This window comes from Pseudomonas sp. FME51, assembly GCF_014897305.1.
Map to the genome: position 1 here is coordinate 99763 of NZ_JABUYN010000004.1, position 23423 is coordinate 123185.

23 protein-coding genes and 1 pseudogene are annotated in these 23423 nt (G+C 59.1%); 2 read left to right on the forward strand and 22 right to left on the reverse strand.

Translation table 11 applies throughout. The annotated features are described in order from the left end of the window. Positions 1–2: 2 nt before the first annotated feature. The gene (locus tag INT39_RS08725; protein WP_193073526.1) at positions 3–167 is read right to left on the reverse strand and encodes a hypothetical protein; all 165 of its coding nucleotides are present in this window, start codon (positions 165–167) and stop codon (positions 3–5) included. After that, positions 164–472 carry a hypothetical protein gene (locus INT39_RS08730; protein ID WP_193073527.1) on the reverse strand — a complete coding sequence of 103 codons (309 nt, stop codon included), beginning with the start codon at positions 470–472 and terminating at the stop codon, positions 164–166. The genes INT39_RS08725 and INT39_RS08730 overlap by 4 nt, the downstream gene beginning before the upstream one ends. An 86-nt stretch (positions 473–558) precedes the next feature. Here INT39_RS08730 and lnt point away from each other — a divergent pair, with 86 nt between their 5' ends. Beyond that, positions 559–2226: an apolipoprotein N-acyltransferase gene (lnt, locus tag INT39_RS08735; RefSeq protein ID WP_193073528.1), complete on the forward strand. Its 1668-nt coding sequence runs from the start codon at positions 559–561 to the stop codon at positions 2224–2226. Here lnt and INT39_RS08740 read toward each other — a convergent pair. From INT39_RS08740 to INT39_RS08750, 3 genes are all read right to left on the reverse strand, one after another. Next, positions 2174–3382: an NAD(P)/FAD-dependent oxidoreductase gene (locus INT39_RS08740; protein ID WP_193073778.1), complete on the reverse strand. Its 1209-nt coding sequence runs from the start codon at positions 3380–3382 to the stop codon at positions 2174–2176. The two genes, lnt and INT39_RS08740, sit on opposite strands and share 53 nt — an antisense overlap. 300 nt (positions 3383–3682) lie before the next feature. Further along, on the reverse strand, positions 3683–4639 hold the full coding sequence (locus tag INT39_RS08745; RefSeq protein ID WP_193073529.1) for a cation diffusion facilitator family transporter: 957 nt from the start codon (positions 4637–4639) through the stop codon (positions 3683–3685). After that, positions 4636–5355, reverse strand: a complete 720-nt coding sequence (locus INT39_RS08750; protein ID WP_193073530.1) for a transporter substrate-binding domain-containing protein — start codon at positions 5353–5355, stop codon at positions 4636–4638. The genes INT39_RS08745 and INT39_RS08750 overlap by 4 nt, the downstream gene beginning before the upstream one ends. Positions 5356–5520: 165 nt before the next feature. On the opposite strand from INT39_RS08750, the gene INT39_RS08755 reads away from it, so the two are divergent. Next, positions 5521–6237, forward strand: coding sequence for a YebC/PmpR family DNA-binding transcriptional regulator (locus tag INT39_RS08755; RefSeq protein ID WP_193073531.1), 717 nt, complete (start codon positions 5521–5523; stop codon positions 6235–6237). Positions 6238–6252: 15 nt separating this feature from the next. Here INT39_RS08755 and INT39_RS08760 read toward each other — a convergent pair whose 3' ends face one another. The 17 genes and pseudogenes from INT39_RS08760 to INT39_RS08835 all read right to left on the reverse strand — a co-directional run bounded on the left by INT39_RS08760 (position 6253) and on the right by INT39_RS08835 (position 23394). Then, positions 6253–7059: a metallophosphoesterase family protein gene (locus INT39_RS08760; RefSeq protein ID WP_193073532.1), complete on the reverse strand. Its 807-nt coding sequence runs from the start codon at positions 7057–7059 to the stop codon at positions 6253–6255. Then, positions 7056–8039, reverse strand: coding sequence for a diacylglycerol/lipid kinase family protein (locus tag INT39_RS08765; protein ID WP_319021337.1), 984 nt, complete (start codon positions 8037–8039; stop codon positions 7056–7058). Before INT39_RS08765 ends, INT39_RS08760 begins: the two co-directional genes overlap by 4 nt. 38 nt (positions 8040–8077) lie before the next feature. Further along, positions 8078–8344: a DksA/TraR family C4-type zinc finger protein gene (locus INT39_RS08770; protein ID WP_193073533.1), complete on the reverse strand. Its 267-nt coding sequence runs from the start codon at positions 8342–8344 to the stop codon at positions 8078–8080. A gap of 89 nt (positions 8345–8433) precedes the next feature. Continuing rightward, positions 8434–8883, reverse strand: coding sequence for a hypothetical protein (locus INT39_RS08775; protein ID WP_193073534.1), 450 nt, complete (start codon positions 8881–8883; stop codon positions 8434–8436). A 129-nt stretch (positions 8884–9012) separates the two neighbouring features. Continuing rightward, positions 9013–9258 carry a glutaredoxin domain-containing protein gene (locus tag INT39_RS08780; RefSeq protein WP_193073535.1) on the reverse strand — a complete coding sequence of 82 codons (246 nt, stop codon included), beginning with the start codon at positions 9256–9258 and terminating at the stop codon, positions 9013–9015. An 86-nt stretch (positions 9259–9344) separates the two neighbouring features. Further along, on the reverse strand, positions 9345–9767 hold the full coding sequence (locus INT39_RS22980) for a CZB domain-containing protein (RefSeq protein ID WP_413468913.1): 423 nt from the start codon (positions 9765–9767) through the stop codon (positions 9345–9347). Between the two features lie 48 nt (positions 9768–9815). Further along, positions 9816–10442, reverse strand: a pseudogene (locus INT39_RS22985) (methyl-accepting chemotaxis protein); the annotation flags it as partial. Between the two features lie 205 nt (positions 10443–10647). After that, positions 10648–10842 carry a twin-arginine translocase TatA/TatE family subunit gene (gene tatA, locus INT39_RS08790; RefSeq protein ID WP_226944641.1) on the reverse strand — a complete coding sequence of 65 codons (195 nt, stop codon included), beginning with the start codon at positions 10840–10842 and terminating at the stop codon, positions 10648–10650. 68 nt (positions 10843–10910) lie between these two features. Next, the gene (locus INT39_RS08795) at positions 10911–11492 is read right to left on the reverse strand and encodes a nitrous oxide reductase accessory protein NosL (protein ID WP_193073537.1); all 582 of its coding nucleotides are present in this window, start codon (positions 11490–11492) and stop codon (positions 10911–10913) included. A gap of 19 nt (positions 11493–11511) precedes the next feature. Beyond that, positions 11512–12339: an ABC transporter permease gene (locus INT39_RS08800; protein ID WP_193073538.1), complete on the reverse strand. Its 828-nt coding sequence runs from the start codon at positions 12337–12339 to the stop codon at positions 11512–11514. Next, on the reverse strand, positions 12336–13262 hold the full coding sequence (locus INT39_RS08805) for an ABC transporter ATP-binding protein (RefSeq protein ID WP_193073539.1): 927 nt from the start codon (positions 13260–13262) through the stop codon (positions 12336–12338). Before INT39_RS08805 ends, INT39_RS08800 begins: the two co-directional genes overlap by 4 nt. Then, positions 13262–14563, reverse strand: a complete 1302-nt coding sequence (locus INT39_RS08810) for a nitrous oxide reductase family maturation protein NosD (RefSeq protein ID WP_413468911.1) — start codon at positions 14561–14563, stop codon at positions 13262–13264. Before INT39_RS08810 ends, INT39_RS08805 begins: the two co-directional genes overlap by 1 nt. Before the next feature lie 136 nt (positions 14564–14699). After that, positions 14700–16613, reverse strand: a complete 1914-nt coding sequence (gene nosZ / locus INT39_RS08815) for a TAT-dependent nitrous-oxide reductase (protein ID WP_193073540.1) — start codon at positions 16611–16613, stop codon at positions 14700–14702. 40 nt (positions 16614–16653) lie between these two features. Further along, a complete protein-coding gene (nosR, locus tag INT39_RS08820; protein WP_226944667.1) occupies positions 16654–18744 on the reverse strand; it encodes a transcriptional regulator NosR in 2091 nt (696 codons plus the stop codon). A 186-nt stretch (positions 18745–18930) separates the two neighbouring features. Beyond that, complete coding sequence (locus tag INT39_RS08825) at positions 18931–19155, reverse strand: hypothetical protein (RefSeq protein WP_193073541.1); 225 nt, start codon at positions 19153–19155, stop codon at positions 18931–18933. Between the two features lie 60 nt (positions 19156–19215). After that, on the reverse strand, positions 19216–22293 hold the full coding sequence (locus INT39_RS08830; protein ID WP_193073542.1) for an efflux RND transporter permease subunit: 3078 nt from the start codon (positions 22291–22293) through the stop codon (positions 19216–19218). A 3-nt stretch (positions 22294–22296) separates the two neighbouring features. Continuing rightward, positions 22297–23394 carry an efflux RND transporter periplasmic adaptor subunit gene (locus INT39_RS08835; protein WP_193073543.1) on the reverse strand — a complete coding sequence of 366 codons (1098 nt, stop codon included), beginning with the start codon at positions 23392–23394 and terminating at the stop codon, positions 22297–22299. Between the last annotated feature and the right edge of the window lie 29 nt (positions 23395–23423).

Here is a 23423-nt window from a genome sequence, read left to right on the forward strand (position 1 = left end):
GGTCAGCTGCGGATCCGTGATTTGCGGAAGCCGCCATGGCTGATAAAGGATCCCGTATCGCCAAACAGCCAGAAGCGTGTGGCGCGGTAACACGCCTGAAAGCGCGAGACGTGATAGCTCCGCACCTTGTGGTAGGCCCAATTCCAGCCCCGTTTCGAATCATTCATAGTTCACTACTGCCATTTCCATGATCGGCGGGGCCGATAGCTATGACAAAACGACTTCGGCAGACGGCCATATGGATGGTACAGATGATATTCACTTGTCTCGCGCCCTTGCTTGAAACTGGAACCGGATATGTTTTGTCAGCCTGCTTCAGTCCTGACAATGGCGTTTGAGGGGATTCGACAGTATTGGTTCCCGTTTTAATCAGGCCTGATACAATTTTGTGTGATGGCTTTTTGATGATGCAGCGGGGCAGTCCCGTATCGCTGTCGATGCTATTACTGTTGCCCTTATATTGCCCGACCATGAGCATCTTCCCCCGAACAGGGGATTGCCGACCAAGGCATTTACATCCTAGGGTTGGGTCAGACTTCTTGTCACAAAGCTGCGCTGATGCCCGATACCACTTCTGACTTCCTTGCTGGGAATGCCCGTGCCGATCGACTCCCGGAGTCGTTGGCGCGAATGCTCTTCCGGCTTCTGCTTGCGGGGCTCAGCGGCTTTCTACTGTGCGTGCCGTGGCTGAGTGGACATCTGTATTGGGTGGGCTGGCTGGCATGGGTGCCGCTGTTATTTGCCTTGCGCGATGCCCAGCCGGTGTCCGCTCTGTTGCTTGGCTGGTTTGCCGGGACGCTGTGCTTTGCCGGCGGCAGTTACTGGTTGGCGGAATTCCTGGTTAATCTCAAGCAGGTCAATTCTCTGCTGAGCATGGGACTGGCATCGTTGTTCTGGTGTTATCTCGGGTTGGTCATCGGCCTGGGCTGCATGATCTATCGCTGGCTTGCAGAACGGCTGTGTGGTTGGGAGCTGCTGGTCTTTCCCGTTGTCATGGTGTCCGTCATGGCGGCCTATCCCATGCTGTTCAAGACCCACTTCGCCGATGGACAGACACTCTTCCTACCGGCGTTGCAGGCCATCGAGTTTACCGGGGCGCCCGGGCTTGATGCGATGATGATGATGTTCAGCATGCTGGTCTTTCGTCTGCTGGCGCCGCAAAACCCGTTTCAGGCGCGATATTCGCGGACGATCAATTGTCTGGCCTGGACGTTGCTGATCGCCTGGTTGGGTTATGGCTATATCAGTCTGCACGACTGGGACCGGCGCATGCAGCAATGGGATACCCGTCAGATCGGTCTGGTGCAGCCCAATGACGCCATCACGCTGGGCGTCCCGGAGCCGGCCCCCGGTTTCAGTCGAGAGTATCCGCGGGAAATGGCGTCAACCGAACGTTTGATCGCGGCAGGTGCCCAGTGGGTGGCATGGCCCGAGGCGCGCTACAAGGGCTACTTCGATAATTACAGTGTCCGTGCCCGTTACGCACAGGCGTTGGCTGGACAAGGCGTACCGCTGATTTTTCATGATGTCGAGCGGCGTTGGCTGGATGCAAAGCGCGTCAGCTTCAATACTGTGGCGATGCTGGATGGGCAGGGTGAGTTGGCTGCCCAGTATCGCAAGATGTTGCGCATGCCGTTCGGTGAGTACCTGCCCGAGCCCTGGTCATGGCCGCTGTTGAAGAGTGTGACGGACAGGGTGTTCGGCGAGTTTCTGCGCCCGCTTGGTGCAGGCGAGCAGCATCGGTCATTCAACCTGGACGGTATGCGGGTCGTACCCAAAGTGTGTTACGAAGCGGCATTTCCGGGTTTTGTTGCTGAGGCGATCAATACCGACGGCGCTGGCAAGATGTTGCTGTTCCTGTCCCAGGACAACTGGTTTGGTGAAACGTCACAGCCCTTCCAGCATGCCAACATGTCGATTCTGCGCGGTGTAGAAAACCGCGTGCCCATGGTGCACCTGATCAACAACGGGCCCTCGGTAGTTACCGCGCCCAATGGCCGTCGGCTGGCCAACACCGCAGCATTCAACCGCGCCGAACTACTGGTCTCGATACCTTTCGATGATAGCGTCGGCGGCAGTTTCTACAGTCGCCATCCGCACTTGTTCCTGAATCTGGTATATGGCTCGGCAGCCATGCTGATGGGCTGGGCGCTGTGGCGCGGCAGGCTCGCTGTCAGACGGCGAGCCCGGCGCTATAACCGGACGACCAGGCCCACTGGAAATTGAAGCCGCCCAGCTGACCACTGACATCCAATACCTCGCCGACGAAGTAGAGTCCGGGGTAGTCTCTGGCTTCCATGGTTTTTGAGCTGATGCCATCTGTGGCTACTCCGCCCAAGGTCACCTCTGCGGTACGGTAACCTTCGGTTGCCGAGGGTTTCAGTGACCACTGGCTGAGCTGCTCGGCAATCGCCAACAGTTGTCTGTCACTGTAATCGGCCAGAGGTACTGGTGGCGCATCAGGCCACCACAACAGCTGCAATTCAGCCACCAGGGCGCGTCCAAGTTGTTGGGCCAGCAGTGTTTTCAGTAACTGTTTGCCCTGTTGCTGCCTGGCGTCACGCAGCCACTGAAAGACATCAATGCCGGGCAGCAGGTCGAGATGCAAGGTGTCGCCGGGTTGCCAGTAACTGGAAATCTGCAGGATCGCCGGACCACTGATACCACGGTGAGTGAACAGCATGTTCTCGGTAAAGCTCTGGCCATTGCAGCTGGCGGTGACTTCCAATGCCAGTCCCGACAAGCGTTCGCAGATCGCTTTCATGGCATCACTGAACATGAAGGGTACCAGCCCGGCGCGGCGCGGGGTGACCGCCAGCCCGAACTGACTGGCAATCTCATAACCGATGCCGCTGCCGCCCAGGGTCGGGATGGACAGTGCACCGGTAGCCACCACCAGCGACTGGCAGTCCAGTCGGAAAGGTTCCTGGCCCTGCCGCCCTTGAATACGGTAGCGCAGGTTGCGCGAGTCCAGTGCCTGAACCTCGTTGATCTCGCAATGAGTGCGGATCTCAGCGCCGGCCTGCGCGCATTCATCGAGCAGCATATCGAGTACTTCCCGCGCGGAGTCGCGACAGAACAATTGAGTGTGTCGGCGCTCTTCGTAATCGATTCCGTGGCGCTCCACCATGCCGATGAAATCCCACTGGGTATAGCGTTTCAGCGCAGCCTTGCAGAAGTGCGGATTACTGGACAGAAAATTATCTGCTTCCACCTGATAATTGGTGAAATTGCAGCGCCCACCACCGGACATGAGAATCTTCTTGCCGCTCTTGTTGGCCTTCTCCAGCACCAGAACCCGACGACCGCGCTGAGCAGCGGTAGCAGCGCACATGAGGCCGGAGGCACCGGCCCCCAGAATGATCACATCATAGGAGGGTATGGAGGATTGCACGGGAGAATCATTGCCTGCGTCAGCGGGGTGGATAAACACGGTGACGGCGCAACGCGCTCACACCGGCGCGCAATGATAGCACGCCGATTTGGGCGAGATCAGGCCAGGGGGCCAGCCAATCTGCCCTACAGCAGCACTTTCTTTCTCCAGGCCGGTAATGGCCGGGACCGGCGGCCCGGCGACACCGGGACTGCCGGAGCGGCAAAGGAGCGGCACCACCAGAATGTGGAGTTGGTGGAAGGTAACTGCGATCTCGGTGGGGTGGGGTTCCACATGGCAGGGTCCTCTTCAGCGTTCTATTTTTTCCACCGGCATCACGATCAGATCGTATAGCCGCCAGTCCAGCGTGCACGCCTGCTCGGCAATGTCCTGCACTCGGCGCGCCACATTGGTCTGGTCGGGCGCCAGCACCACGAAGATTTCTCCGCCGACGAGATGACCTTCCTCGCGTAAGCGGGAAGATGCATCCAGAATGTCCGGCTCGCGCAGCAGTGCATCGGCGATCTTGTCCTCCAGTCCCAGCGGTTTGTTGCCGACTGTTTCGGTAGGGCGTTGATCCATCAGATTGAGCATGGCCTTGCGCACATGGGTGACGCCATCTTTCAATACATCCAGCGAGATGATGGCCGCGGCCACCGAATCGGCCCACCAGAAACCCAGACCGATGCCGATAACGCCGAAAATCGCAGCTGCCGAGGTCATCCAGTCGGCCTTGTTCATGTCGGCATCGGCGTACAGGGTGCTTTCATGCAGTTCCTTGGCCAGTGGCATCTTCATGCGTCCGAGGATGACCGGCGGAACCATGGCATATGTCAGGGCGAGGATCATGACCCAGCCGCTCCAGATGGGGTATTGCCAATCGAACAATTGAAAGTGACCGATAGTCGGGTGCTCGCGCTTGATCAGCGACGAGGCGGAATCCAATAGCATGAACAGGCCGAACATCAGGATGGCGACTGATGCGGCGAGAAACGCCAGCAGGATCGCTCTGCTGTAACCGTAGGGATGCCCTTCATCCGGCGAACGTTTACGAACCCGCATTGCCAGCAGAAACACCGCTGGCGGCACAAAGGCCAGTAGATCTTCCAGCAGGGCCATCTTCATGGCCTGGGAGGAACCCATGGTCAGGTACACGGTGATGACAATGGTCAACGAGAAGAACATGGAAATCCATTCCAGGCGTATGGTCTTGCGTAGTAGTTTTTCCTTGTCTGCGGGCAGTTCGTACCCTTGGCGAATCTTCATGGCTGCGTCTCCTGCCACAGGCGCGTGGAGAGCTGTTGCTCATCCTTGTTTCTGAACAGGAACTGCTCCAGCTCCATCAGCAGGGCGTTTTCTCCAGGCGGTGTCAGCAATACATGCTTGTGCTTGAGCAATTCTATTTTGGAGCTGTTCAATCCCAGTCCGCCGAGTCGCCATTGCGCGGCTGCTACCGGGTGAGGACTATTCTCCAGGGTCTCGCGTATATCGCTTATGGCGTTCCGGTCTTGCAACAGCGGCCCCAGCACGGTGTTGGGCAGAATGGATACCGTCTCGCCGTCGACGGTGGTTGGCGGAGTGCCCTTACTGCCTACCAGGACGCGTTCGATGTAATAGGGGAAGGTGTTGCCGACGTCGGCCTTCCAGGGGTTGGACGCGGTAAAGCCGCCAATCAGCAGGTCCAGCTGGAACGACTTCAGCGCCTCGATCTGTTCTTCCACGCCGCCAGTGCTCCACTCGACGGTCATATCCAGTTCCTGGGCGAATTGCGTCACCAGCTGGCTTTCCAGGCCCTCCGGGGCGTCGGGGTGGGTGACGCTGACCCACGGTGGGTTGGCCACTACACCTACTTTCAGGGTGCCGCGCTCGATGGCAGCATCAAGGGAGTGGCGAGGGTCGGCTGGCCAGCGATCGCAGCCTTGCAGCAATAGCATCAGCAGACTCAGTAACAGCGCTGCCCTGAACACTGAAGGAGTTTGCATGCCTGGCCTCTATATTGATACAGGATGTAAGAAGACGCTCTGGAGGGTCAGACTTGGCGTAGCGGTGGGGGTTCAAGCTATATCCGCAGCGGCTGACGCAAAAAACCGTCAACTTCCCGGGCAACTGGCGTAAAATCGAGCTTTCTGAATTGATGGGGTTGCACGATGGGACGCGCTTACCAAAACCGCAAAGAATCCATGGCCAAAACGGCTGATGCCAAAACCAAGGTCTACAGCAAATATGCTCGTGAGATCTATGTCAGTGCGAAGTCAGGCGGTGTCGACCCCAACGGCAATCTGGCGCTGCGCGGTCTGATCGAACGGGCCAAGAAGGACCAAGTGCCAGGCCACGTTATCGACAAGGCCATCGACAAGGCCAAGGGCGGCGGCGGCGAAGATTTTGCCGTGGCTCGCTATGAGGGATTTGGTCCGGGCAACTGTATCGTCATCGTCGACTGTCTGACCGACAACCCCAACCGCACCATTGCCGATGTGCGGCATTGCTTCACCAAGACCAAGTGCAAGATGGGCACGCCCGGCAGCGTCAGCCACATGTTCGACCATTGCGCCATCCTGGCTTTCAAGGGTGACAATGAAGAAGCGGTGCTCGAAGCGCTGATGCTGGCTGATGTGGATGTTACCGATATCGAGAACGAGGACGGCATCATCACCGTATTCACGCCGAATATCGAGTATGCCAAAGCGCGTCAGGCACTGACTGACACGCTGGGTGATATCGATTTTGAAGTGGATGAGATCCAGTTCCTGCCACAGACCTCGACGCCGATCAGCGAAGAAGACATGCCCCTGTTTGAGCGTTTCATCGAGATGCTCAATGAGGTTGAAGATGTGCAGAATATCTACCACAACGCAGAGGTCTAGGCGCTAGTCAGCCGTTTAAGCAGCGCGACCCAGCGGCAGCAGGGTTGTTTTTCCTGCTACGAAGCGCTTGCCCTCATGAGCATAATCCCAGCGTGTGACATGGCAGCGGGACTGTCCATTTTCTGACTCGTACTCGATGAGATTTATGGAGTTGGGGATATTGCCGCGAACACGCTGTGATATGCCCGTGCCAGCTTGTATCGCCCAGGCTGACCGGTCGGAGGTGCCGGTGAGTGGCACCACGTAGGGCAGATGTATGTGTCCGGCCAGCAACAGGTCTGCGCCGGCATCGACCCAGGAGGGTACCGCCCGTTCGCGGCCCATCAGAAGGTTGCTGACATCCGACTCCTCCACCGCGCGCACCGGATGGTGCAGCATGACCAGGCGCAATTGACCTGGGCGCGCTTGTTTCAAGCGCTGTGCCACTCGATGGATCTGTTCATCTGACACTTCCCCGTCTTTGTGTCGGCCGGGGCGTGTGGAATTGACGCCGATGACCAGCAGGTCGTCGCGCTCGAACTCTGGCTCCAGCTCATTGCCGAATACGTGCCGATAGTTGCCATAGGGGTTGAGCATGCGCAGCGGCAGGTTGAACAGGGGCAGATCGTGGTTGCCGGGTACGGCCAGCAGCGGCTTTGCCGGTAACCGCTGGATGAAGGCGCGAGCGGCTGCGAACTGGCTGCGTCGTGCGCGTTGGGTAATGTCGCCGCTGAGCAGGTACAGATCGGGTTGTTGTTGCTCAGCCAGGTGCAGCAGGGCCTGCGTCACGTCTGCATCCTCGGTGCCGAAATGCAGATCGGAAAGATGCAGAATCTTGCTCATGGATGTTCCGGTGACGGCGCTGTGCGAGGAATCAGCAGTGGCAGCGCCTTGACCGCGACGCTGAACTCGAGCGGGCTGCGCATGCGAAAGATCTCACCATCCATGGCCACCTTGACCATGCGGGGCCGTCGACCCAGGTGTACAGACATCTTCTGGAAGCCGATGCTGATCACATTGTCCGCCTCGCCCATGCGACTCAACAGGCCTTGTATCAGCAAACCGTACAGTGATAGGGCACCGACAGGTCGTGAGGTCAGTGCTACCAGGTGGTCGACGCCCTCGGGCAGCTGCGGGTCGATACCTATCTGCTCCAGTTGCAGGGGGTTGTTACAGACCACCAGGGTCGGCGTGCGCAGCTGCTGGTGCTGACCGGCGTAATCCAACTGTATATTCAATTGGCGGTGTGCCTTGGTCAGGGTTGCCAGAGCTGACCACAATGCGACCCAGCGGCTGCGTCCATAACGCTGCTTATAAGCTTCACGGTCTTCCAGTAGCCGCGGATAGAGCCCGAGACTGGCGTTGACCAGGAAATAGCGCCCATTAAGGCGGCCCAGACTTATATGCTCGAGGCGTGCATTGAGCAGGTCGTGTACCGCCTGCGTGGTGTCCTGGGATATGTAATGGGCGCGTCCGAAATAGTTGAATGTGCCCTGAGGCAACACGCCGAACGGCACGTTCTGGCCGACCACCGTCTGACAAACCGCATTGAGGGTGCCGTCCCCGCCGACGGCGACCACTATCCCGGCATGCGCCTGGGCCAGCGCCACGGCTTTCTCAGCTGCTGCTTGCAGTTGATCGCCATGCTCCACGATGATCAGCTGGCAGTCACGGCCAGCCTGTTCGCAAGCGGTCTTGATGGTCACCTGGATCTCGGTACTATTGTTTTTCCCCGAACCGGCGTTCATGACCATGAACAGCGGCTCGTTACCGGTCAGTGATACCAGCGAGCGAGTTGGTTGGTCTTGGTGAGGAAGAGTCACCTGTAGGTCCTTGTGTGGCTGCCAGTGGCAGGTGGGCCTCAGCGAAGTTGGCTGTCCTTGCTGCCTCGGCGGTTGTAGCCACTGGCTTCCTGTTGCTCACGGTCCCGGATGGTCTGGCAATCGATACACAATCGCACGCCGGGAACCGCCTTGCGGCGTGCCTCGGGAATGACTGCATCGCATTCTTCGCAATGGCTCAGGCTGTCACCTGCCGGCAATTTGCTGCGAGCCCGTTCGACTGCATCCTTGATGGTGTCGTCGATCTGCTCCTGTACTGCACCGTCCTGCGCCCATCCCGTTGCCATAAGCACCTCCGGATAACCTGGCCTCTGTACAGTATCGGATGGTACTCCTATGCCTGTGGGCGAGAAAACCCAGCTCGCCGGAGTCGTGATCAGGCCATGCAGGCACGTTCAGCCTGGCCGGCCAGCAGGCGCGCATCTGCCAGTGCGTGATGTGGCCCCTCCATGATCTCCTCCCAGTTGGGTGTGTTATTGGGGATGGCCCGTATACATACATCCAAGGGTAGCCCATCCGGGCCGATCAGCCAGTTCAGTAGCGGCTTGTCCCAGTGCGGTGAAGCGGTAAGAATTTCGACTGGCGAGATCTCGGAAAGAAAGGCCTGCAGGCGCTGACGGGCCTGAGCGGTAGTCAAACCATGGGATTGCAGATTGAGCTTGGGCAGCACAGTGTCCTGAACAAATCCCGAACAATCGTCCACTTTCCAATTGTCGATCAATTCCAGGTACAGCTCCCGGCCATCATTGGCCACGAGCGCAAGGCTGATAAGGCGGGCATTACTGCCGAGGTTGGTGAATTCCGTGTCCAGATATGCTCTGAGCATATTCTCTTTCTCCCTTTAAATGTCGCTGATGCAGAGCAAACAGCAATGCTGACCGCCAGAGAATCAATCATCCGAAACGTAAATACAATAGGGCATTCATCGAAATTGTGTAACGGTGCTGAATAACCCTCAGACTGGCTCCGGCTGCTCGCCGAAATGTTCGGCCAGTTCGGTATAACCCCCGATACGCTGGCCGTCGATGAACACCTGAGGCGTGGTGTCGACAGCATGTTCTTCCTTGAACAGTCTTTCTTCCGTCGCATCGGCAAAGACATGCAGACGGTAGGGGACTTGCTGCCTGTCCAGCAGCTCCGTGGCCTTGGCTGCGAAGGGGCAACCTTCCTTCTGATAGACATAATTCGCTGTGTTGTTCATGTTCAACTCCCGCTGATGGCTGGTATCTCCTATTGAGACGAGCCGCGCGGGGAAAGATTCGGTTTTTTACTGTGTCAGCCCCGGGCTCATGATGACGCTTGTCGGCGCTCGAAGGCGCTCGTCACCTCGGTGACGATGCGCATGACTGCCAGATTGGCTTCCTCCATCTCGCCCAGGTGCTGGACGGCGGTTTCCAGCGCACCCGCATTGAAGGAGCGCATCGCTGCTATACCCTCGTTGTGCACGGCGGTATGTGGCCGCTCGATTTCGCGGAAGTGTGCGAGTTGCTGGATATTCTGACTGCCGTCACCGTAGTACCACTTGCCGAAGCGGCATTCGCGCTCGCTGGGCAACACCGGAAGGGGCGGGCCGCTGCTACCAAGCAAGTGGTTGTAGACAATGAACTTGAGTGACAGCTCATCCAGGTTGGCCAACTCGACACCGGCGCGGAAGGCGGATTTCTCGATGCCGCGACGCATTTCCCCAGCCAGACTGTGCAGCACATCCATGCCGGCGACGGCATCCCGGGTGGTGCTGCTGAAGTCTTCGGCCAGCGAACTCTGGGATTGTATGTACTGCTGTACCGCCCCGGTGATGTGCTGCAGCTCGTCAATCTTGCTGACGATTTCACTGGTAGCCTGGGCGGTGCGTTCTGCCAGATGGCGAATCTCGCTGGCCACCACCGCAAAACCGCGGCCTGCCTCACCGGCACGGGCGGCTTCGATGGCGGCGTTCAGCGCCAGCAGGTTGGTCTGACTGGCAATGCCGCCAATCAGATCGACGATGCCGTTGATTTCCGCGGAGTGGTCCGAGAGCGTCTCGACCTGACGAGAAGCACCAATCAGCCCGTGCTCCATGGCTGTCGCCTTGTGTTGCAGGTCGTCGAAGCGTTGCTGGTTGCTCAGCGCGGCAGTGGCTACCTGACCGGCATGCTCTTTGTCGAGGTTGAGCTGTCCGGCCAGATATTCAAAGGAATCACCGAGGTGCGTGACAGAGGTGCTGAAGCGGATCAGGTTGCCCGACACCTTCCGGTGGTAGTCCAGCTGGCGCTGGTGTCGGCGCTGGCTGTCTGCCAGCTCCTGTTCCAGTTGCTGTATGTGGTTGGCTTGTCTGGTTACTTCCGCTTCAAGTCGCTGCTTGTCCTGCTGCAGTGCCTGTATTTCATTCTTACCGCTGCGCCACATGGTTGCCTCTGCCTGCAGATGTCCTTGCTGTTTTTATCGGCAGAAGTAATCAGGACATGAGGCAGGATGGCAATTTGTCACACCTTTGAAAAACGGCGTCTCACGCGTGTCGGTTATGACGCTGTTATCCGGCTCAGGTGTTTGGCGGGAAGTGAAAAAGGGCGCCTCGGGAGAGCCCCGGGCACCCGTGAATATGGTCAGAGACTCAGGAGTGCTGCTGACTCTTGAGCTTCTCGGCTTCCAGTGCCTGCGGGTTGCTTTCGCCGTCATTGACCGCCTTGCGAAAGCCGCTGATGGCATTGCCCACATCGCTTCCCAGGCCGCGCAGCCGCTTGGTGCCGAACAGGGTGATCACGATCAGCAGAATGATCAGAAGTTGCCAGATACTGATGCCCATCATCTCGATTTACTCCGTTACTTGCAGTGATCCGACCTTGACGGCCGGCGTGGTTGCCTGGTGTTCAGGCCTTAATGCATTTCGCTGTTCATCATGTCGTGCATATCACCGTGCTGCATCGCCTCATGCAGATCGCCGTGCTGCGCCGCGGCTGCCTGTTGCAGGAATTCCTGATCGATCTCGTCAAACCGCATGACCGTCCCGTTGTGCTCGGCCGCCAAGGCTTCAGCTGCCTGCTGGTCGGCGAAGGAGGCCAATGACGCGCCCATCGCACCTGCCAGCGGTGTGCCGGTGACATACCAGGCCTGTGTGGCATCAATCAGATGGCTGTCATCAGGCTGGTCCCAATGGCTCTGACCCATGTCATGCACATACAGCCTGGCATCCAGAATGCGGTTTTCCGGCTGCAGCCACCAGCTGAGCATTTCCGCCGTGGAGCAGAACTTTCTGATCCCCTCTTTCTCCACCGCCTGACCCTTCGGGCCCGGGAAGTCGGAGATGACCATGCCGCAGACATGACACTCATCTGTGGCATGGAACGCAACGGGATCCAGATTCACCGGGGTTTTGTCCTTTTCGCCACAGGCGCCAAGAGCCAAGCCGAACAGCAATACGATCACAGTGCGCAGACCAAGGTTGTAACGTGTTTTCATGACAGTTTTCCTATTCTTGTCAGGCGGCACGGCGCCGGAATACAGCATAAGCCAGAAGCAGGGAGACACCCGCCCACGCCAGCAGGCACAGCCAGAGCAGGGCACCGCGTACCGGTAGATCATCGCCCAGGGACAGCACACCCATGGCATTGGCGCCGTCAAAGCCGGATAGGTTGATCAATCGATAGATGTCGGTTGGGTTCAGCAACAGCAGCCAGGGCAGCAGTTCCGGGTTGAATTTGCCTTCGCTGAATACCAGCAGGGCCAGCAGCACCAGATCGAATACCAGCACGAACAGAAACCATACGCCCAGGGCCAGTCCCGCAGCGCTGGACTTCTCATTGACCAGACTGCTCAGTACATAAGCCAGGGCCAGAAAGGCCCAGCCGAGCAGAGTCGATGACAGCATGAACCGGCCAAAGGCCCATACCAGCAAGCTCACTTCAATATCGTCGACCAGCAGCGCAATGGCCAGTGCCGCACAGCCGAAGCCGATCAGTACCGCCAATGCCAGGATCAGCCCATGACCGACGAACTTGCCGAGCAGAATCTGCCCGCGACCTATGGGATAGGTCATCAGCAGCATCAGAGTGCCGCCTTCGTCCTCGCCAACAATGGCATCGTAGGCCAGCAGCAGGGCAATCAGAGGCATCAGGAAGGTCGCCAGACTGGCCAGGCTGGCGATGGTCGCCGGAATGGAGGTGAATCCTAGCTGCCCTGAAGCAGCGGCGCCGAGCCAGGCGATGCCCACGGCCAGTACCGCGAACAGCAAGCTGATGGCCAGCAACCAGCGGTTGCGCAGGCCGTCATTCAGTTCCTTGCGAGCGATGTTCCAGATCTGGTTCATGCCTTGTCCTCCGCAGCGCGTGCATTGTCTGCGCGCTCCGTGTAATAACGGTACAGATCCTCCAGAGAAGGCTGGAAAATCTCGATATCGCTTGGCTGATCCTCTGCCAGCAATTGGCGCAGCAGGGCAATCTTACCCGCGCTGGTGCCGACGACCTCGATGCCGTCGCTGCCCAGCAGTTGGGTGGTGTGGCCACTACTGCTCCAATTCTGCAACAGCTGCTCGCGTTGTTGCAGACCGCTGGCGCGGATGCGCGATGGCAGGCCGGCCTCCATGCGCAGACTGGCCAGGGTGCCGATGGCCTCCAGCTGACCACCCGCGAGAATCGCCGCGCGATTGATATGGGCCTCCACTCCCGGCAGCACATGGGAGCAGAGAATCACGCTGGTGCCCTGCTGACGCAGGCAGTCGATCAGGATATACAGATCCTGAGTGGCGATCGGGTCCAGGCCCACAGTGGGCTCGTCGAGCAGCAGCAATTGCGGCGTGCCCAACAGCGCCTGGGCCAACCCCAGGCGCTGTCGCATACCCTTGGAATAGGTCTTGACCCGGCGGTCGGCGGCATGGGCCAGGCCGACCTGCTCCAGCAGTTCGTCGGCCTGCTGCAGGGCAGCGCCCTTGATGCGGGCAAAGTGGTGCAGGGTTTCGCGGCCGCTGAGCTGCGGATAGAACATGACGTTTTCCGGCAGATAGCCGAGTTGACGTCGCACGTCCGGATCATTCGGCCCCCGGCCGAGCACCCTGACCTGACCTTCGCTGGGGTTGAGCAGGCCGAGGATCAGCTTCATGGTGGTGGTTTTGCCGGCGCCATTGTGGCCGAACAGGCCCAGAACCTCGCCCGGTTCCAGATGCAGGCTCAGCTGGCGCAGCGCGGTCATGCTGCCGTAACGCTGGCTGACGCCTTGAATATCAACAGCATTCATCAATGGGTTTCCTGTGTACGTTGAGTCAGATGCTCAGTGGGCTGATGCATCAGCGGATGGCTGTCCTGCACGCCCTGCATCTTGATGACCGGGAAAGCGCGCTGCACCCAGCGCAGCAGTTCGATGGCCGGGCTGTTCATCAGCAACCGCACCTGCGGATACATCCACAGCAGCCGGTCGACGTTGTCGTTGGGCTCGTAGGGTATGTCACCGAGGCCGTCATCGTTGCGGTCCCAGCCCAGGTAGTCACTCCAATAATTGCCGCGGCCCTCGACAGACCATTCCTGGGTCCGGGTGGCGACGTACTTGACCTGTTGTTCGTTGCCGACAAAGGCGTTGTCGCTGATCTTGTTGTCCTCTGAGCCGGCAGTCAGATGAATACCCAGGTTACTGCCCCGGAAGTGGTTGCCCTGGATGGTGTTGAACAGCGAGTTGTAGATGAACAGGGCCTTGCCTTCGCCGCCCTTGATCATGCTGTCATCACTGGTCTGGCCGCGCTGAACGTTGGAGACGACGTTGTTGCGGATGGTCGAGTAGGTGATGAAGTTCATCAGAATGCCGTAGTTCCGATCATCCTCCGAACGGTTATCCTCGACTGTCAGCATGCGGCTTTGCATCAGGGCATAGCCGGTGCGGGTGCGGCGGGTGGTATTGCCGATCACCTTGTTGTTCTGGGAAAACATGTAATGCACACCAAAGCGCAGATCTTCCATCAGATTGCCTTGGATGAGGTTGTTATTGGAGTTGCCGAGATACACGCCGTCGCGGGTGTTGACCAGGTGGTTATTGACGATTCTGGCGTCATTGGCGCTGATCAGATGGATACCATTGCCGCGATCCTGGGAGCGCCTCTCCGGCTCGCCTTCGACACGGTTATTCTCAACCACGGCACCGCGAACAGCGTCCAGCCAGATGCCGAAACCTGCTCCTTGCAGGTGGTTGTTGCGTAGCACCGCATCAGTGGCGGTCTGTTTGACGAAGATCGCCGCGTCCATGTCGGTCAGGTTGTGTCCCCAGTTGCGCAGGGAGCAACCCTCGATGGTGACATTGCTGGCGCTGATGGTCAGGAGGCTGCCCTGGCCATCGGCCTGGAGCACTGCACCGGGCTCGCAACGCAGAGTGATAGGGGTATCGATAATGAATTGGCCGGAATAGTCTCCGGCGGGTAGAATCCAACCGTCAGCGGCTGCCTGTAGCGGCAGACTGTCGATTGGTAGGGGGGATGCGTGGATAGTGGCTGAAAGGCCGCACAGTATCATGAGCGGCGCAAGGCGCCGGCGTATGGCCTGATGCTTGAGCAATGCTGTTTCCTTATGCCGTTTGAGAATGTTCTGGTCTCGGTGATGGACCTGAACAGAATGCGCGAACCTCAGGCGGATTCGCGCAACACCGAAATACCGCTACCCGGGGCGTCCGCGGACGCTCCGGGTATCAGCATCAGGCCGGTTCGACCAGCATGCGGCCACACATTTCCATGTGCAGTGCATGGCAGAACCAGCTGCAGTAGTACCAGTACACACCCGGCTTGTCAGCGGTGAAGGTAATGGAGGAGGTCTGTTGCGGACTGATCTCCATGCTCACGCCGTGGTTGACCATCACAAAGCCGTGGGATACGTCTTCGATCTGGTCGATGTTGGTGATGATGACTGTGACCTCATCGCCCTGCTTGACGGTAAATTCATTCATGCCGAAGGCCGGAGCCATGGAGATCATGTATACCCGCACCTTGTTGCCGTCGCGGATGACCTTACTGTCGCTGGTCAGGTTGATGCCATCGGCCTCGGCCATCTTCACGGTTTCCGCGAAGAAGGGGTCATTACGATCCCAGATCTTCTTGGTGCGGATCTGATCACGGCGAGCCATGATGCAGTCGTGTGGTTCGGCAAAGGCGGGGCCGTCGTGCACCAGCTTCATTTCTTCGCCGGAAATGTCGATCAGCTGATCGTTTTCCGGATGCAGTGGGCCTACCGGCAGGAAACGGTCCTTGGAGAACTTGCTCAATACCACCAGCCACTGGCCGTCAGCTTCCGAGGTCTCGGTCAGGGACGCGTGGGTGTGGCCGGGCTGGTAGTGTACGTCCAGCTTCTGCTTGATGTAGTTGACGCTCTCACCATTGTACGCGCGGATGGCTTCTTCGATATTCCACTTCACCACCTGGCTGTCGATGAACAGCGTGGTGTAACCGTTGCCGCGACCATCAAAGGTGGTATGCAGTGGCCCCAGGCCCAGCTCCGGCTCACCGACAATCACTTCGCGCGGGTCTTCGAACTTGTCGGCAAACAGATCGGGCAGCTTGTCGATGGCGATGATCGAACAGGTCGGCGACAGCTTGCCGGCAGCGATGAAGTACTTGCCGTCTGGCGACGTGTTCAGGCCGTGGGGGTTTTTCGGTACTGGAATGTAACGGGTCACCTTGCTGTTCTTGCCGTCCTTCTTGCGTCCGTCAACCACCGGCACCTTGGCGTCGCCCAGGGTGATGAAATTGCCAGCCTTGACCTCGGCTTCGATAGCGTCCACGTCGAATACCACAACCCAGTCGCGCTCGTTGCGCATGGTGCCGCCCAGATCCAGCGCCTTTTCCGAGTTGTAGCAGGTGGAGGCGGTGAAACGGCCGGTGTAGTCCATGTCGGTATTGTCGAGGTTGCCGTCGACAATCACCTGCCACGCTACTTCCATGGTTTCGGCATCAAGCGCGTTGTACATGGTGTAGCTGTTTTCATCATCAATGGCGAAGTTCTTGCCATCGTTCGGGTGCGGAATGATGAACTCGGCGTTGCAGAATACATATTTGGTATAGGGCACCTTCTGCAGACGCAGGCCGTGGATCGCCTGGACGTTGGGTACAGTGGTGATCTTGTCCGTCTTCATGATGTCGATACGGATACGCGCAACGCGGCTGTTGGCCTTGTCGTTGATGAACAGGTATTTGCCGTCGTACTTGCCGTCAGTCATGGACAAGTGCGGGTGGTGACAGTCACCGTTGGCGAAGCGGGCGCTGTCACCCAGGATCGCCTTGCTTTCGTTGGTCAGACCCCAGCCGGTGGCCGAGTCGACGTTGAACACCGGAATCCGCATCAGTTCGCGCATGGACGGAACGCCCAGCACGCGCACTTCACCCTGATGACCGCCGCTCCAGAAACCGTAATAGGTATCCAGCTCGCCGGGACCGACGTGGATCTTCGCTTGAGCATCCTTGACGGCCTGCGCCCAGGTTTCACGGCTCATCACCGCACCACCAAAGGCGGTTGCGGCAACCGCGGCGCCGGTCATGGCGCTGGCACCGAGGAACCCACGGCGGCTCAGGCCTTTGGAGTCCAGGGTGGCTGGAGGGTTGTTGCTCTTGTCGCTCATGTTCAAACTCCTTGTTAGCACACTTGGTTGACCGACGGGGTCAGGGTTCGACTACTTGTACTACCGGTATCAACTGATCGTCCGGCGTTTTCTTGCTGCGCGTCTTGCGCTTGTTCTTCAGGATCAGCGGCGGACACTTGTTCTCGTTGTGATAGGTCATCTGGCAGTCCAGACAGTAGTGGCATTCGTTGTGATTGATATGCCCATCCGGGTGGATCGCCTGAATCTCGCATTCCTTGGCACACAGCTGGCAGGGGTTGCCGCATTCCTTGCGCCGTTTCAGCCAGTCGAACAGCCGTACCCGGCTGCTTACCGACAAGGCTGCGCCCAGTGGGCACATATAGCGGCAGAACACTTTGCGGGTGAAAATGTTGATCACCAGCAGAATCACCGCGTACAGCACGAACCACCACTGGCGGTCGAACTTGAGCATGATGGCGGTCTTGAAAGGCTCAATCTCGGCGGCCTTTTCCGCCAGCATCATCGATTCAAGAGACATGCCGAACAGCACCAGCAGCACGATGTATTTGATTGCCCACAGGCGCTCATGCACTGCGAACGGCAGTTCGTACTGGGGTATCTTCAGCTTGCGGGCGATTTCGTTGATCAACTCCTGCAGGGCACCGAAGGGGCACAGCCAGCCGCAGAATACGCCGCGGCCCCATAGCAGAATGCTGCCCGCGGTGAAGGTCCAGAGAATGAAGATCACCGGATCACTGAGGAACAGCTCCCAGCGGAAATCGGTTACCAGGGCATGCACGAAGGTCAATACGTTGACGATCGACAGCTGCCCCAGCGCATACCAGCCAATGAACACCACGGTGAACGTCAGATAGCCATGCCGCAGCCAGCGCAGGAAGTTCGGATGTCTGGCGAAGTTGTCCTGGAAAAACAGAATGACGGTCAACAGTAGTAGCGCAACCAGGATCACGCCCACCTGGAAGCTCTTCTGGTACCAGATATTGACCCACATCGGACGGTTGGCTTCTTCTATCGCACGCAGCTCCTCGGCAGTGGGGACAGGGCGGTCGATATACTGCTCGGGTGTCTCATAGGGCAGTTCAAAGCTGACAAAAGTACTGTCCACCGGGCCGGTCTGACGGCGCACCAGCAGTTCCAGTGTCCAGGGCGTACCTGGGTCGAACAGGTTCTCTTCACGTACGATGAAGATGGCCATTTCCCGGAACGGCGGGATGCCTTCGGCGAATACATCGTTCAGACGGATATGGTCGCGGTCGCGAAAGCTGATGATGTTGCCGAACTGGCGTACCTGCACCCGATCGAAGATGCCGCCGCGCACATAACCGGAGCCCTTGAATGAATACTCGCCGCCGCCCAGCACGGCGATGGCATGTTCGCCGGGCTTGAGGTCTTCCATCAGAAAGCGGTACTGATTGTCGCCCAACAGGTTGCGGCCGATGGTTGGAGCGTTCAGCCAGGCGGTATACAAGTCGATGAAGGTCTCGCCGCTGCGCTCGGCGGGAGCCTGGTCAACGCCCTCGGCTTCGGTGCCTTCAAAGGCGCGATCGATATCGGCATTGGTCAGCAGCAGCCGACGAACCGAGCCGTCACCGGTCAGTTCGGCCCAGCTGGCGGGTTGGTATACATCTTCAAGCGCTGTTGAGGGTCTGCCGCGTGCAGTGAGGTTGCCCTTGACCAGCCCCAGCGAGGCCGCGACCTCATGGGCGGCGCGCATGACGATCTCGTTGATCACCATGACGGTTACCGTGGCGCCGGATACGGCATCCACGGTGATGGCATTGGGGTCTTTCGAGCGGCCCACCACGACGCGCTGGTCGGCTTTCACACCAGCATAGAGCGCATTGAAATCATGCAGCCGCTGCTCAGGAATACCGATCAGCAGTATGGGCTCGTGATGCTCCAGAACGTAAGCATCCAGAATCACGCCGTCGGTATCCAGCAGTACGCTCATGTTGACCGGTTTGCCCGAATAGGCCGGGATACTGAATACATTGATACTTTCGAAGGCGTAACCGTGAACCGTGCCGACGCCATCGGTAAGCGTGCGAACGTCGTAATCGCCTTCCGGTTCAGAAATGACGGTTACCTGAGGGAAGAATTGCTCGACACGTTGTTCGATGAGGGATTGATCTGCGGCGAACGCCGGCATCAGTGACAGAGTTGAGATCAGAATAACGGCCAGTATCCATCTGCAGATGACTGGAGCAACCATCAACAACTTCATAGCGGAGCGTTCCATATTAAGAGCAGTCCCATTCTAGTGTCTCCAGTGCTCTCAAGACTTGATCAGGATCAAGTGCCTGTCAAATTTCTGGGGCTATCAAGGTGGCCGCCATCAGCGGGGCATATCGGTATGGCGCTCGGGTTTGCTGCGGCAGACGATCCTGAGCCGACGTTTGTCTTCGGCTTGCCGTGTCAGGCTGTGCATGCGCTCGCATGCTTTGACTGTGGCCGAAGCCAGGCGGGTGAGGGCTTCCAGGCTGGGCAATCGGCTGCATGCAGCCAATACTCCTTGAGGAGGTTGGCTTTCCTGACTGGGCGACGGTGGCGACCCTGCCATTCGCTCAGCCAGGGATGGGCGCCAGCCGCCGATCGCTATTTCAGGACCATCGTTGCTGCGTCAACTCTGCTGCTCGTTTTCGCGTACGCGAAACCAGGCAGCATACAGCGCCGGCAGAAATAGCAAGGTCAGCGCCGTGGCAATGGCCAGGCCGCCCATGATGGCTACGGCCATGGGGCCGAAGAATACACTGCGGGACAGGGGGATCATCGCCAGAATGGCGGCCAATGCGGTCAGCACAATAGGCCGGAAGCGGCGAACCGTGGCATCGATGATGGCATGCCAGCGGTCATGGCCGGCGGCGATATCCTGTTCGATCTGGTCAACCAGAATCACCGAGTTGCGCATGATCATGCCGGACAGCGCGATGGTGCCGAGCATGGCCACAAAGCCGAAGGGCTCACGAAATGCCAGCAAGAAGACAGTCACGCCGATCAATCCCAGCGGGGCGGTGAGAAACACCATGATCGAGCGCGAGATGCTACGCAGTTGCAGCATCAGCAGCGTCATCACCACCAGCACGAACAGCGGTATACCATCCATGATCGATTGCTGGCCGCGTCCGGCGTCTTCCACGGTGCCGCCCACTTCGAACTGATATCCGGTAGGCAGCTCGGCGCGGATCGGATCGAGCGTCGGCATTATCTGTTGCACCAGGGTGGCCGGCTGGTCCGCACCATGAACATCCCCGCGTACGGTAACCGTCGGCAATCGGTCGCGGCGCCAGATGACCCCTTCTTCGAAGCCGTACTCCAAGGTGGCTACCTGCTCAAGCGCTACGCTGCGTCCGTCACCGGTGGGAATCGCCAGGCTCGGCAGGTTCTGCAGTGCTTCGCGCTCCTGCGTGGTGCCGCGCAAGGCAATCGCGATGAGCTCATCACCCTCGCGGAACTGGCTGACGGTGGTGCCGGTCAGCTGGCTGGCGAGAAACCCGGACACATCATCGGTACTCATGCCCAGCGCGCGTGCGCGTTCCTGGTCGATATTCAGATAGACCACCTTGCTGGGCTCTTCCCAGTTGAGGTGCACGTTGGCCACACCCGGGTTGTCACGGACCTTGGCGGCGATCTCGCGGGCAATACGCCGCACTTCATCGATGTGTTCACCGGAGATGCGGAACTGGATCGGATAGCCCACCGGCGGGCCGTTCTCCAGCCGAGAAATGCGTGTCCGGACATCCGGGAAATCCTGCTCCAGCACCTCCAGCAGCCATTCCTGCAGTTGCTCGCGTTCGTCGATCGACTTGGCCTTGATGACGAACTGGGTAAAGCGCGTCGCCGGCAGCTGCTGATCCAGCGGCAGATAGAAGCGCGGCGAGCCGGTGCCGACATAGGCAACAAAATTGTCGATGCCCGGGTGGTCGCGCAGGCGTTCTTCCAGACGCTGCGCCTGCTCCTGGGTGGCCTTCAGTGAGGCACCTTCGGCCAGCGTCATATCCACCATCAGTTCGGTGCGCCCAGAAGGCGGGAAGAACTGTTGTGGAACCAGCCGGAACAGCAATATCGAGCCGACGAACAGTCCCAGAGTGACGCCTATTACCAGCCAGCGATGGGACACGCACCAGTGCACTGTGCTGCGTACCCGCTGGTAGAAACGCGTGGCGTAAGGGTCATGGCCGTCCGGCTGGCCGCCGTGTTTTTTTGCATGCCGCTTCGCCATGTCGGGCAACAGGTTGTAACCCAGATAGGGCACGAAGACGACAGCGGCGATCCAGGAGACCAGCAGCGCGATGGTCACTACCTGAAAGATTGCCCGGGTATATTCGCCTACGCCGGAAGCAGCGGTGGCAATGGGCAGGAAGCCGGCGGCGGTGATCAGCGTGCCGGTGAGCATCGGGAAGGCGGTGCTGGTCCAGGCGAAGCTGGCGGCCTTGATCCGGTCGAAACCCTGTTCCATCTTGATGACCATCATTTCCGCCGCGATGATGGCATCGTCCACCATCAGCCCCAGCGCCAGTACCAGGGCGCCGAGGGAGATCTTGTGCAGACCGATGTCGAAGTAATTCATCACCGTGAAGGTCATCGCCAGCACCAGCGGAATCGACAGCGCGACTACCAGGCCGGTGCGCAGACCAAGAGAAAAGAAGCTCACCAGCAGTACGATGATCACGGCCTCGGCCAGCACCTTGACGAATTCGCCAACACTCTCGCGTACCGCCTCCGGCTGGTCGGATACCTTGTGCAGCTCGAGGCCGACGGGCAACGTCTGGCGCATGCGCTCGAACTCGGTTTCCAGGGTCTTGCCCAGAGCCAGAATGTCGCCGCCGTCCTTCATCGATACGGCCAGCCCCAGTGCATCCTGCTCCATGAAGCGCATCTGCGGTGCCATGGGGTCATTGAATCCACGCCGTACATCCGCTATGTCGTCGATGCGGAAGGTGCGGTCGCCGACGCGGATGGGGAATTGCTGGATCTGCTCGACCGTCTCGAACTGCCCGGATACGCGCAGGCGCACCCGTTCATTGGCTGTTTCGAAGAAGCCTGCCTCGCGCAGGGCGTTCTGCTCCTGCAAGGCCTGCTGTACTGCCGTCAGCGGCAGGCCCAGGGTTGCCAGTTTGACGTTGGACAGCTCGATCCAGATCTTCTCTTCCTGGACGCCAATCAGCTCGACCTTGCCGACGTCAGTGACCCGTTGCAACTGAAGCTGGAGGCGCTCGGCGTAATCCTTCAACAATGCGTAGTCGAAGCCATCGCCGGTCAAGGCATAGATATTGCCGAAGGTAGTGCCGAATTCATCGTTGAAGAACGGACCGACGATGTCCGGCGGCAAGGTGTGCTGGATATCGCCGATCTTTTTCCGCAACTGATACCAGAGTTCCGGCACATCCTTGGAATCCAGACTGTCCAGCGCAACGAAAGTGATGGTGGATTCCCCGGGGCGGGAGTAGGAGACAACCTGCTGGTAGACGCCGGTTTCCATGGCTTTCTGCTCAATTCGGTCGGACACCTGGCGGGCGACTTCCTCGGCCGTTGCCCCTGGCCAGTTGGTGCGGACCACCATGGCCTTGAAGGTGAACGGCGGATCTTCACTTTGGCCCAACTCGCCATAGGACAACACACCGGCCACCGACAAGACCAGCATGAAATACAGGACAATCTGGCGGTTACGCAGTGCCCAGGCGGAGAGATTGAAGGACATCATCTATTCTCCAGCGCCCATGACATTGCGATTCTGGCGATCCACCGGTCGCACTGTCTGGCCCTCGATCAACATATGCACGCCCGCGGCCACGACCCAGTCATCGGCCGTCAGCCCCTCCAGAATGGTCACCTGGTCCTGACTGTAGGCGCCCATGCGAACCGGCGTGCGCACGACGGTGTGAGTCTGCGGGTCGATCACCCAGACAAAGCTTTGCTGCTGCTCCGAGCTCACCGCAGACAGCGGCACCGACAGTGCGACCTGATCCGGGTGATGGATGAATACTCTGGCGCTCTGGCCGATCTCGACACGTTGCTCATCGGCATCGAAGCTGACCCGTGCGGCGAAGGTACGGGATTGCGGATCGGCGGCCGGCGACAATTCGCGCAGGGTGCCGACAAAGCGTTCCTCGGGGCGCGACCACAGTTCCACTTCCACCGTCTGGCCGATCAGAATATGCCCGATGCTGCTTTCCGGCAGGCTGATCAGGACTTCGCGTTCACCATCGGCGGCCAGCACGAACACTGTCTGACCCGCGGCAATCACTTGGCCGACTTCCACCGCACGGCGGGCGATCACGCCGTTCTGCGGTGCGCGAAGCACACTGTAGGTGGCCTGGTTGTCTGCCACATCGAATTCGGCTCGAGCCTGTTTCAGCCGTGCAGCAGCCGAACGGTAGGTATTCTCGGCATTGTCAAATTGCGACGAGCTGATCATCTGGCGCTCAAGCAGAGTGCTGTAACGGTCACGCTCGGTCTTGGCCAGCTGCAGATTAGCCTGGGCTGCGGCCACCTGAGCACGTGCTGCTTCCAGTTGCAGACGTACATCCTCGGGGTCGAGTTCGGCCAGTGCCTGCCCCTCGCGTACCCGTTCGCCGGCATCCACCATGCGTTTGGACACCTTGCCACCGATACGGAACGCCAATTCCGGCTCGAAGCGAGCGCGCACCTCGCCGGGGTAGCTTTGCACCTGCGCCTGCGCGGGCTGCGGTTGTACCGCAACCGCCGGGCGCGGCGGGGATTCGACGATCTCGGGTTCACGGCATCCGGTCAGGACGGCGAGGGCCAGGGCAAATAGGCCGAGCAGGGCATGGCGGAGCATGGGCAACAACCTGTCACAAAGGGTTGGGA

Coding starts and splice junctions, on each gene's coding strand:
- INT39_RS08725 (WP_193073526.1), bottom strand. CDS start 167: ATGAATGATTCGAAACGGGGCTGGAATTGGGCCTACCACAAGGTGCGG.
- INT39_RS08730 (WP_193073527.1), bottom strand. CDS start 472: ATGGTCGGGCAATATAAGGGCAACAGTAATAGCATCGACAGCGATACG.
- lnt (WP_193073528.1), top strand. CDS start 559: ATGCCCGATACCACTTCTGACTTCCTTGCTGGGAATGCCCGTGCCGAT.
- INT39_RS08745 (WP_193073529.1), bottom strand. CDS start 4,639: ATGAAGATTCGCCAAGGGTACGAACTGCCCGCAGACAAGGAAAAACTA.
- INT39_RS08750 (WP_193073530.1), bottom strand. CDS start 5,355: ATGCAAACTCCTTCAGTGTTCAGGGCAGCGCTGTTACTGAGTCTGCTG.
- INT39_RS08755 (WP_193073531.1), top strand. CDS start 5,521: ATGGGACGCGCTTACCAAAACCGCAAAGAATCCATGGCCAAAACGGCT.
- INT39_RS08760 (WP_193073532.1), bottom strand. CDS start 7,059: ATGAGCAAGATTCTGCATCTTTCCGATCTGCATTTCGGCACCGAGGAT.
- INT39_RS08770 (WP_193073533.1), bottom strand. CDS start 8,344: ATGGCAACGGGATGGGCGCAGGACGGTGCAGTACAGGAGCAGATCGAC.
- INT39_RS08775 (WP_193073534.1), bottom strand. CDS start 8,883: ATGCTCAGAGCATATCTGGACACGGAATTCACCAACCTCGGCAGTAAT.
- INT39_RS08780 (WP_193073535.1), bottom strand. CDS start 9,258: ATGAACAACACAGCGAATTATGTCTATCAGAAGGAAGGTTGCCCCTTC.
- INT39_RS22980 (WP_413468913.1), bottom strand. CDS start 9,767: ATGGATGTGCTGCACAGTCTGGCTGGGGAAATGCGTCGCGGCATCGAG.
- tatA (WP_226944641.1), bottom strand. CDS start 10,842: ATGATGGGCATCAGTATCTGGCAACTTCTGATCATTCTGCTGATCGTG.
- INT39_RS08795 (WP_193073537.1), bottom strand. CDS start 11,492: ATGAAAACACGTTACAACCTTGGTCTGCGCACTGTGATCGTATTGCTG.
- INT39_RS08800 (WP_193073538.1), bottom strand. CDS start 12,339: ATGAACCAGATCTGGAACATCGCTCGCAAGGAACTGAATGACGGCCTG.
- INT39_RS08805 (WP_193073539.1), bottom strand. CDS start 13,262: ATGAATGCTGTTGATATTCAAGGCGTCAGCCAGCGTTACGGCAGCATG.
- nosZ (WP_193073540.1), bottom strand. CDS start 16,613: ATGAGCGACAAGAGCAACAACCCTCCAGCCACCCTGGACTCCAAAGGC.
- nosR (WP_226944667.1), bottom strand. CDS start 18,744: ATGCCGGCGTTCGCCGCAGATCAATCCCTCATCGAACAACGTGTCGAG.
- INT39_RS08825 (WP_193073541.1), bottom strand. CDS start 19,155: ATGGCAGGGTCGCCACCGTCGCCCAGTCAGGAAAGCCAACCTCCTCAA.
- INT39_RS08830 (WP_193073542.1), bottom strand. CDS start 22,293: ATGTCCTTCAATCTCTCCGCCTGGGCACTGCGTAACCGCCAGATTGTC.
- INT39_RS08835 (WP_193073543.1), bottom strand. CDS start 23,394: ATGCTCCGCCATGCCCTGCTCGGCCTATTTGCCCTGGCCCTCGCCGTC.